The organism is Okeania sp. SIO2C9 (assembly GCF_010672455.1).
In the GTDB taxonomy this organism is placed as follows: Bacteria; Cyanobacteriota; Cyanobacteriia; order Cyanobacteriales; family Microcoleaceae; genus Okeania.
The window spans coordinates 23,082-33,787 of record NZ_JAAHGO010000089.1 but is presented as its reverse complement, the minus strand read 5'-3'; the positions used below and the strand labels follow the sequence as shown (position 1 = coordinate 33,787).

At 34.6% G+C, this 10,706-nt stretch carries 9 protein-coding genes and 1 pseudogene; 4 read left to right on the top strand and 6 right to left on the bottom strand.

The window, feature by feature from the left end; translation table 11 throughout:
• The 4 genes and pseudogenes from F6K23_RS34870 to aroA all read left to right on the top strand — a co-directional run.
• Positions 1 to 257, top strand: a pseudogene (locus F6K23_RS34870) (RNA-guided endonuclease TnpB family protein); the annotation flags it as partial.
• Positions 254 to 553 (top strand): transposase, encoded by a 300-nt coding sequence (locus F6K23_RS42440; RefSeq protein WP_367267905.1) that lies wholly within the window; start codon positions 254 to 256, stop codon positions 551 to 553. The pseudogene F6K23_RS34870 and the gene F6K23_RS42440, both read left to right, overlap by 4 nt.
• 91 nt (positions 554 to 644) lie before the next feature.
• Positions 645 to 857, top strand: coding sequence for a hypothetical protein (locus F6K23_RS34865; RefSeq protein WP_293164995.1), 213 nt, complete (start codon positions 645 to 647; stop codon positions 855 to 857).
• Positions 858 to 1,134: 277 nt separating this feature from the next.
• A complete protein-coding gene (gene aroA / locus F6K23_RS34860; protein WP_293164992.1) occupies positions 1,135 to 2,484 on the top strand; it encodes a 3-phosphoshikimate 1-carboxyvinyltransferase in 1,350 nt (449 codons plus the stop codon).
• Positions 2,485 to 2,622: 138 nt separating this feature from the next.
• Here aroA and F6K23_RS34855 read toward each other — a convergent pair whose 3' ends face one another.
• From F6K23_RS34855 to F6K23_RS34830, 6 genes are all read right to left on the bottom strand, one after another.
• The gene (locus F6K23_RS34855) at positions 2,623 to 3,045 is read right to left on the bottom strand and encodes a CAAD domain-containing protein (RefSeq protein ID WP_293164989.1); all 423 of its coding nucleotides are present in this window, start codon (positions 3,043 to 3,045) and stop codon (positions 2,623 to 2,625) included.
• 1,401 nt (positions 3,046 to 4,446) lie between these two features.
• Positions 4,447 to 5,280, bottom strand: coding sequence for a ParA family protein (locus tag F6K23_RS34850; protein ID WP_293164986.1), 834 nt, complete (start codon positions 5,278 to 5,280; stop codon positions 4,447 to 4,449).
• Positions 5,281 to 6,600: 1,320 nt separating this feature from the next.
• The gene (locus F6K23_RS34845) at positions 6,601 to 8,874 is read right to left on the bottom strand and encodes a heavy metal translocating P-type ATPase (protein ID WP_293164983.1); all 2,274 of its coding nucleotides are present in this window, start codon (positions 8,872 to 8,874) and stop codon (positions 6,601 to 6,603) included.
• Between the two features lie 145 nt (positions 8,875 to 9,019).
• The gene (locus F6K23_RS34840; RefSeq protein ID WP_293164980.1) at positions 9,020 to 9,838 is read right to left on the bottom strand and encodes a transposase; all 819 of its coding nucleotides are present in this window, start codon (positions 9,836 to 9,838) and stop codon (positions 9,020 to 9,022) included.
• Between the two features lie 46 nt (positions 9,839 to 9,884).
• Positions 9,885 to 10,253: a transposase gene (locus F6K23_RS34835; RefSeq protein ID WP_293164977.1), complete on the bottom strand. Its 369-nt coding sequence runs from the start codon at positions 10,251 to 10,253 to the stop codon at positions 9,885 to 9,887.
• A 238-nt stretch (positions 10,254 to 10,491) separates the two neighbouring features.
• A complete protein-coding gene (locus tag F6K23_RS34830; RefSeq protein WP_293164974.1) occupies positions 10,492 to 10,617 on the bottom strand; it encodes a hypothetical protein in 126 nt (41 codons plus the stop codon).
• Positions 10,618 to 10,706: the final 89 nt, after the last annotated feature.

Genomic DNA, 10,706 nt, shown 5'->3' with positions numbered 1-10,706 from the left:
TCAGCAAGAGGCAATTAAAACAAGGAATTATTAATCTGAGTAAAACTGGGATTTATCTAAAAACTTTAGTGTCTGCTTCACAAATTAAACAAGTTCGTCTCGTTCCTAAACTTAATCATTATGTAATTGAGGTGATTTATGAAGCGATGGAAAAACAATACGAGCTAGAAAAAAATCGTTGCGCCAGTATTGATATAGGATTAAACAACTTAGCTACATTAACTTTTAATAAGCGCCGGAATCAAACCCAAGAGTGATCAATGGCAGACCGTTAAAATCTATCAATCAATACTATAATAAAGTTAAAAGCTTCCTACAGTCTCAACTCCAGGAAAATAGATCGAGTAAGAGACTAAAAAAACTAGGCAATAAAAGAGAATTTAAAATAAATGACTATCTTCATAAAGCATCTCGTTTGATTATTGATACTCTAATTAATCAAAAAATAGGAACATTGATAATAGGGCACAATGAAGAGTGGAAGCAGAAGATAAACTTAGGGAAAATAAATAATCAAAACTTTGTATCTGTTCCCTATAATAAGTTAATATAAATGTTATCTTATAAAGCCAAGATGGTAGGGATAGATGTAATTCTTACAGAAGAATCTTAGTACCTCAAAAGCAAGTTTTATAGATAATGATTTGATTCCTGTATACAAGAAAGACCAAAAAAATCAAGTCACCTTTTCAGGAAAAAGAGTAAAGCGATGCAGCGCCGCCAAAGGGGGTTTCCCCCATGAGCGACTGCATCAAGACAAAGAGGAATGCAATCGTACTGCAAGCATTGGATTAATCAATGCTGATGTTAATGGTTCTTTGAATATTATGAGAAAAGCAGCTCCCTTTTGTCTTTGATCATGGGATAGAGGGTGCTGTAGTTCATCCAGTCAGAGTAACACCTGCGATCCGAAGAATATGTCATATTTGACTATATTTTTATGAACTATTTATAGCAAATATTGGGTTGCTTAGGACATTAGGATAGGGAGCGGGGAAAATAAGGATATTTGCTCTGTTAAGAAGATAGGTTTTTTCATCACTAATTATTCTACAGAGGTATTTATTTACTCACCCTTCCCAGACTCCTATAAAATTGTGGCTGTGCAAATTTGGTAAATTTATAGTTAATTTTATGACAGCTGCTGTAATTACTACAAAAATTACAAATAGTCAAGAAACTTTGATCATTCAAAGACCACAATCAGGTCTATGTCTCAAAGGTAACATTTCAATTCCTGGGGATAAATCAATTTCTCATCGGTCTCTGATGCTAGGAGCTATCGCTCAAGGAAAAACTACCATAAAAGGCTTGCTTCTAGGGGAAGATCCCCGCAGCACTGCTAAATGTTTTTCACTTCTTGGGGCTGATATTTCTCAACTCAATACAGACTTGGTGGAGGTTGAGGGAGTTGGACTAGATAATCTCACAGAACCATCTCAGGTTTTGGACTGTGGTAATTCTGGCACTACAATGCGACTAATGTTGGGGATTTTGGCGTCCCATCCCGAACGTTTTTTTACTGTTACTGGAGATAGTTCCCTGGTCCAGCGTCCCATGTCCCGTGTAATTGAGCCTTTGACACAAATGGGCGCTCAAATCTGGGGTAGACAAGGTGGCTCTTTAGCCCCTTTAGCAATTCAGGGACAAAAGTTACGACCGATCCATTATCATTCTCCCATTGCTTCAGCCCAGGTAAAATCTTGTATTTTGTTTGCTGGTTTAATGACGGAAGGGAAAACTACGGTAACTGAACCTGCTCTTTCACGAGACCATAGTGAAAGAATGTTGCAAGCTTTTGGCGCTCAAATTAGTATCGACCCAGAAACAAATAGTGTGACTGTGACAGGTCCAGCTAAATTGCGAGGTCAAGATGTGGTTGTGCCTGGTGATATTAGTTCGGCAGCTTTTTGGTTAGTAGCAGCAGCTATTGTGCCTGGATCAGAGTTGGTAATTGAAAATGTTGGTGTTAATCCTACTCGTACAGGTATATTAGAAGCTTTAGAAATGATGGAGGCCAATATTATACAGGAAAATCAGCGAGTTGTTGCAGGAGAACCTGTGGCCGATTTACGAGTATGTTATAGTCCTTTGAAAGCTTGTGAAATTTCTGGTGCAATAATTCCACGACTAATTGACGAAATTCCCATTTTGGCAGTTGCTGCTATGTTTGCTGAGGGGACAACTGTAATTAAGGATGCGGCTGAGTTGCGGGTCAAAGAGAGCGATCGCTTGATGGCTATGGCCACTCAACTCCAGAAACTGGGAGGTAGAGTTACAGAATTACCGGATGGATTGGAAATTACTGGTGGTGTGGCCTTGACTGGTGGTGATGTTGAGAGTTATGGGGATCATCGAGTTGCTATGAGTTTGGCGATCGCTGCTCTTAATGCGACTGACACTACCAATATCCATCAGGCTGAAGCTGCAAGCATTTCTTATCCCAATTTTACTGCTACTCTGCAACAAATTTGTAGGTCATAGTAAAATTTCAGTAACTGGGAAATCAGCTATTTGACTCCTAGGTCGGAGCTAGGCTATTAAAAAATTAAGACATTGGTTAATTTATTGAAAATGTAATTTCAAATTAATAACCAATGTCTTAATTGTTGGGACTTTTTTTTATTTACTTGATGATTTTTCCCCTAAAAGTTGTTCTTTCCAAGCTTGAAGTTCTACCGATAACTCCTGGCGGTTAGAAGCACGAAGTAGATAGCGATATATAAACCAGCCAGAATAGATAATACCAATTAACTCGAAAGTAGGGGCTAGCAGTGGGATATCATTTAATGATTCGATTACTGCCAACATTACCTTGAGAGTAACAATGACTCCTAGAATTAAGCCAAGAGTGACAATTGGCTTCTGATATTGTCCAAAGAAGCCAGATACAATAGCTGGTAGCTCTGATAATATTTCCAAGACTTGGTTTTTAATATCTTGGAACTGGTCGGATGTTTCTTCAGAATTGGATACTGTCGTTAGAGAACCTGGTTCTGTAGGAGTTACTCCTACTTCTTTTGTAGTATCTTTTTCTTGTTGCATAATTTAATGATGTCCCTTCAATTACTAAAGTAGTTATGATAAACATTTGAGTGAATCTTATGGTCAATATTCCAGAGTTTTAAAGGACATGGCCTACTCTTAACTCAAAGTTATCTTGATTTTTCAAACATAAACCTAAACCAGAAAATCTGACATTGCAAGAATAATCATATATGGATTTAGCATATCTAGTGGTCTATTATTATTTCTACAAATCTTAAATCCTACATTTCGCACGACGAAATGTAATATCATGTCCGGTTAAATATTTATAAATAACTACGGAGGAGTCAGGAGTCAGGAGTCAGGAGTCAGGAGAGAAAAAGAATGAAAAGGAGAAGGTAGTTTTTTTTCACAAACGGACATGACATAATACCAATTTTATAAATGTTTGCTACAAATAGTTAGGGTACTTCTTAGGAGTCAGGAGTCAGGAGTCAGGAGTCAGAATGAATAGATTTAATACCAGTTTTTCGGCCATAAATTCTCTTTTTTGTCAAAGGGACATTTCCTGCAAATTTTTTTTATTGCACTTATTATTCGTAACATTCTTTTTTCACGCTTGGTATAACACATCAAATTATCAAAATTCCAGAGTAAGTATTGAGAGTAAAGAAAAAAAGTTCTAACACTCCTATGTTAGAGAAGAGTATTGGAGAAGAAACCTGAGTAGTCCATATTCTTAAGGCCATTAGTATTGAGGGTGAGTTAATACAGAAAAGGAATATCTCAAAAAATAGGTTTGATACTTTTGTTTTGCTAGTTTCAGGATTTTTTGGAAATATCTACGCCAAATATCTTTATGTGCAAGGTTTTATTGAAGTAAGATTTGTTCAAAATTTACTGTTTCTTTTCCACAACTATTTTCTGTTTTAATTTGAGCTACTTAATTTAACTTCTCAAATGCTATTCATAATTTTTATATATTAAATAAGTAGTAGTGGTGCATTGTCATGATGTCGTTCAACAATTAATAATGAATAATGAATAATGAATAATTACCTCTCCTTGAAAGAAGAGGATTGACAAATAGATGAAAATTTTTCTTTATTATCCCCTTAAAAGGGGAGGCACATACCCACAATTTTTCGGTAACGATGTGGTGAGCGTTTTAGTCCCCATACTCTATTACTATACAGAATGGTAGTGGTGCATAGTAATGGTAAAAGAAGCATCGGGAGTGTGAGGATATGGAAAGATGGGGAGTGTGGGAGAAATTAAAAAATATATATCCTCGTTCTTCTTAATCTTGCTCAACATTAAATTTATATAAACCTGTCCGACCAGCCACTTCAATGACCTAAAATTAATGGTAATTTATGAATGACTTTGATGGAAGTATTTAACAATTACTAAATACTAATTTAGATGTTTCAGTTCTCTATAAGATTGAGATGAAAGTTATAATTTTGAGACTAAATATTTGACATTTTCGACAGCTTCTTCATATCTATGTTTAGCTAAAGTAATTTCTTTTCCATCTGGCATTTTAAACTTTTGCCCTTGAGCAGGAAGTTGATGCAAAGGAATGCTGAGAGATGCAGATACTTTTCCTGAAGAATGAAAATCTTTGACATTGGTAAAATAGGCATTTTGCCATGTACTGAGACAGTTTAATGAATTATTATTCTTAGTAAAATATTGAGGAAAACTTTGATATTGTTCATAGCAAAAATTCATTAATTCTTGTCTGAGAGAATTATAAGCATTAGCTACACCTTTATTGCTCGTGTAATTGTTAAAAACAAATTGTTTGATTTTAGGTAATTTAAGATTGAAATGCTGAACCTGTTTATTAAAGGTGATAATATTACTGGCATATTTTTTGAGAGATTCTGAAGGATATTGTTCATAAAGTAGCATTAAAATTCCTTTAATTCCTTCTAATGAAGTAAAATCAGCCATCATAGGAATTATTAAATAATCAGAATAAAGTAATGCCATCTGTGTATAGATGGAAAAACTAGGATTACAGTCTATGAAAACAACTAATTCTTTATATTCTTCTTTGTCAAACTCACTTCGACATAATCTTTTAATTGCTTTCATATGATTTTTCCATGCAGTAATATTTGCTGGATTAAGTACGGAATAATTAAGAGCTAACGACAAAGATTCTAAAAAAGAATCACCAGCAATTAAATACAGATTTTCTGGAATAGATTCATTATAGAGTGATGCTTTTACTGTATAAGTAGAATTTTGTAATGATTTAAATTCAGAATTACCTTTCAAAATCCAATCAATAAACCCTACTAAATTACGTCTTGATTAAGCTACTTAGAGTTTGCTGAAAAAGTCTTTTAGTAGGGGTAGGAAACAGGAGACAGGAGAAATAGGAATGAGCTAGGAGGTAAGAGTAAGAATTGTACCTTGATTTTTCTGCCAAACTCTTGCGTAAAATACTAATTTTTTGAGCGTTTTAGACTGAAGCAGGCGCACTTTTTAAAAGCCCCAAACAGGCACTTTTCTTTATATGTCAATGCTTTTAGATTTAATCAGCAAGCCCTACTTACAAATTTTGATTATTCTCATATCCTTTTTTCCACCTCCAAGTAAAAATTGAGAAATGTTAATTTGAGGACACATATCAATAACTAAAATTTGCGTCTCTGGATTATTTTCAGCATACAATATTTAAGTATTGGAACATAAAGTTGTTTGACCAACACTACCTTTATTATTATAAAAAGCATAAACTTTTATCGATATAAATATTTGCTCGTTAATTTATATTAAATTAGTATCGTATACTATAACGAATAATAAATATGTTGGCAAATTAAGCTCTAAAAACCTTGAAATTATTTCAAAATTTTCATTGCCGAATAATTAAGGTTTAAAGCCTTTCCTTTCAAGGAGAAACAAGCGGTCGAGGGATGGCGAGGTTTCCTCGCCATATCCAATCGACCAAGAGAGAAAAAAAAATTCCCTTTTGCGTAAATCCTCCCCTTGAAAATAAGAGGTAATTATTAATTATTAATTATTGCTCTGCTGATTAATTATAAAAGTATTGACAGATAACGGTTTTAGCGTTTTAGGGTTGAAAAAAGTACCAGCTTTTGGGTGTAAAAAGCTCATGCATGCTAGTATTTTGGGATGATTATGGCAGAAAAATTGATAGATAATTCTTAACTCCTACCTCTTCGCTCATTCCCATTTCTCCCCTCCACGGTCGGGGTTAGGGGTCGGTTGTCTCCTGTCTTCCCCTCCCCTCCACGGTCGGGGTTAGGGGTGGGTTGGGAGGGGTTGGGGGTGGGTTGTCTCCTGTCTCTTACCCCAGCAAAAAGACTTTCCATACGCAAACCCTAATTATTAATTGTTAAAACTACTATATTTCTATAGAACCCCTAACCGTATCTTTGCAAAGGTAGGGGTTTTTGACTAATAATTCAGAAGTCAGAAGTTAGGATATTGATATTTAATTTATATAGTTATAGATATCTCCAATAATCAAAAATAAAATCAATTATTGCACTCTTATTCATCAATTCTTTCCCCCTACTCCCTACTCCCTATCCATGAAGGAGATGCTTAATAGAACCCATTTGGGTTCTATAGATTAACTTTGGCTCTAAATTTCCTTAAACGCAAAGCATTACTTACCACAGAAACTGAACTAAATGCCATAGCTGCACCAGCAATCATTGGATTTAATAACCAACCAAAAAAGGGATATAAAATACCCGCAGCAATGGGAATACTCAAAACATTATAAATATAGGCAAAAAATAGATTTTGACGAATATTTTTCATAGTGGCATGACTGAGTTGAATTGCCGTAACAATTCCCCATAAATCTCCAGAAATTAAAGTTAAATCACTAGCTGACATTGCCACATCTGTACCTGTACCAATAGCAATTCCTACATCTGCTTGAGCTAATGCTGGAGCATCATTAATTCCATCTCCTACCATCGCGACGATTTTATGTTTTTGTTTTGAACTATTTTTTTCTAGTTGAATAGATTTAATAATACTAGCTTTTTGGTCGGGACGTACTTCAGAAAAAATTCTTTTAATACCGACTTCTGAGGCGATCGCTTCTGCTGTTTTTTGATTATCTCCTGTTAACATTACTACTTCTAATCCCATTTTTTGTAGAGCTTTAACTGCTTCCCCAGAAGATGGTTTAATTGCATCAGCAATTCCAATTAAGCCTTCAATTTTTCCGTCAATAACTATTAAAGCAGTAGTTTTTGCTTCACTTTCCCATTGTTGACGATTTGATTGTAAAGTTTGAGTATCAATTTTCAACTCATCCATCCATCTTTGTGTACCAATTTGTACCAACTTTCCTGATACATTTCCCTGTACTCCCATTCCTGCTACAGCTTCAAAATTAGTCACTTCAGGCAAAGGATTTTGTACTCCTTGAGATTGAGCATAATTAACCACAGCTTCTGCTAAAGGATGTTCAGAATTTTTTTCTAAAGCAGCAGCTATTGCTAATAGTTCAATTTCATTATTATTAGTGACACCTTTAACCGTAATATAGTTAGTAACACTAGGTTTTCCTTGAGTAATTGTTCCAGTTTTATCACAGACAATAGTCGTTAATTTATGTGCTAATTCTAAACTATCTGCTCCTTTAATTAACACTCCATTTTCTGCTCCTTTTCCGGTACCAACCATAATTGAAGTGGGAGTTGCTAAACCCAAGGCACAAGGACAAGCAATAATTAAAACTCCTACCGTAGTAATCATGGCAAGAGTTACATTTCCCATCGTATTAAACCAAATAATAAAAGTTAGAATCGCAATGGCTATTACTGCGGGAACAAACCATCCAGTTATTTTATCTGCTAATTTTTGAATAGGTGCTTTACTACCTTGAGCATCTTTTACTAACTGTACAATTTGGGCTAATACTGTATCTTTACCAACTTTTGTGGCTTTAAATTTGAAACTTCCTGTTTTATTAATTGTTGCTCCAATTACCTCATCTTTTATTTGTTTTTTCACAGGAATTGGTTCACCTGTCACCATAGATTCATCAATAGAAGATTCTCCTTCTACAACTTCACCATCTACAGGAATTTTTTCCCCAGGACGGACTAAAATTACATCTCCTACTACAACTTCTTGAATAGGAGTATCGCTTTCTTTTCCATTACGAATAACTCTAGCGGTTTTTGCTTGTAAACCCATTAATTTATGAATAGCTTCTGAAGTTTTTCCCCTAGCACGATTTTCCAATAGTTTTCCTAACAGGAGAAGGGTAATAATAACTGATGAAGCTTCATAATATACTTCAGGTTTTAAGCCTTGATTAATAAAGAAGTTAGGGTTGAAAGTAGCAAATAAAGAATATAAATAAGCAGCACCTGTTCCTAAAGCAATTAAAGTATTCATGTCCGCAGTCTGATGTTTAAATGCTTTAAATGCTCCGACAAAAAAACTTTTACCACACCATAACTGTACAGGTAAACTCAAAAATAATTGCACCCAAGAATTATGCAGCAAACTAGGAAGAAAAGGAATATGTAATCCTGTCATTGCAGGTAGAGAACCAATGAATAAAAAACTACTAATAACTCCCCCAAGAATAACTTTATGAATTAACTCTTTTTCCTCAGCTTCCCTAGCTTTTTTTTCAGTATCTTCTTCTTCTTCAGATTCTGCAAAAGCATAATAACCAGCTTTTCTTACAGATTCTTGAATATGAGTTAAATTAGTTTCTTGAGAATAATAAGAAACTGTAGCTTGAGAGAGGGCAAAATTAACATTACATTCAATGACTCCTGATACTTCTTTAATGGCTTTTTCAACTCTATTTGCACAAGAAGCGCAACTCATTCCCTGTAGACGAATACGAATAGTTTCCATCACAAAAACCTCAATATTTGTAAGGAAGATTAACTCTTTTATCTAATCAGGACTTACGCAGAGACTCTACTTATGGCGAAGGTGTTAGCGGAGCTTGGCGTTAGCCAATACTATTTACCGCTCAACTAAACTTAGTCAAACTTACTCAAAGGTCTGAAAGTCTAGTCATTCGTAGTGGATCAACCACTACAGGGTTAAACGGCAAACCCTTTATTCCCTGGTCAAAGACATCAGGAATTACTTTTTTAATTATATTAAATGACCCATTTACATCTGCATTTAATAATTTATTTTCCCTGGTTTTATACAACCCTCTTGTTACTCTTTTTCCACTAAATTTCGGTTTTTGTTCTCCATATTTCGGTAAATCATCCCCATCTAAACAGCTTGATTGAGATGTATAGGATTCTTCGGTAATTATTACTTTTATTCCTCTTAGTTGGGCTTTATACCTTAACATCTCTATTAACATAGAGTGAGGGATGTTCACAAATTGTTGATTGTTCTTTTTCCCTAATTTTATTTCTTGTTTCCAATTTTGATTCTGCCCAATGATTAAGATTCCTATTTCATGGTTTACACACCAGTCTATTACTCTTTTACTTGCTGTATGGAGATAGTTTTCTACTCGACAATTTCGTTTGTGAGTTAATTTTTTTAACCGATGAGAATTAGTTTGATTGTGGCTATTTAATTGAGATTGTAAATAAGAGCGTTGTTTATTATAAAAGGTGTTAATTGCTTTTAATGGTCTGCCTTTAATCAATAGAGGTGAAGTTCCTGTTTGATTTGTAGTTACAGCTATTAAATTATTTACTCCTAAATCTACTCCTGCTACTTGTTGATTATTTGTTATTTCCTCCTGTTTTTCATATACTATTTCTATTATGTAACAGCTACTTTTGGGGATGATTCTGGCTTCTATTATTTCTGTCTGTGAAGTGGGTATTTTTATTTCACTCATTGACAGATGACAAATTCCTTTTTTTAAGGTTTTTTTGTAAATTGATTCATCTGGATAGGGCAGAATATTTCGGCATGCATGTTTTATGTTTATATTTGGGGATTTTTGGTTTACCTAAAAATTTTTTTGGCTGTTTTTGCCACGCTTTTAAGGCTGCAAAATAACTACTCCAAGCTGAGTCTAATCTTCTGATTATTTGCTTGCTTACCTTAGTAGGTAAAGCTCGATAATCATCCGTCTTAGATACTAGGTGATACAGTTGATTAAAGCTTAGTTGATTTTTATTTTCAAAGAAATATTGGCGATAATGGTAATTGGCTAAATTGAACAGATTTTTTGACAAAAAAGCCTTGTGGTCTATTTCTGACCACAAATAATGTGATTTGGTAATAACATGACGTTCAACTAGCTTCATATCCTATATTGTAGCTGATAACGACTCAATGAATAGACAACTTAGCAAAATTACTCATTTTAGTTTTATAGCTATAATTATGAGTAAGTTTAATGAACTTTAGATAAGTTTTTGCTTTCTGTATTTACCCCCTACAGATGGTGGTTTCAAAGTCAATTTGCGTAAGTCCTGTCTAATGTTTACAACTCAAATTTATCAGTCATTAAATTTATTCTGATTCTCTTTTCTTTCTAGTAGGTTAATAATCTGGATAGTCCTGCATGGTAATGGTAGGATACACATTCTTTAATTTCTCCCACACTCCCACACTCCCCATCTCCCCATCTCCCCATCTCCCCATCTCCCCATCTCCCCATCTCCCCATCTCCCCATCCCCCCACACTCCTTTACCATTACTATGCACCACCACCATAATCTGATTAGGATTTCCAGTTCGATTATTACTTAGTTTAC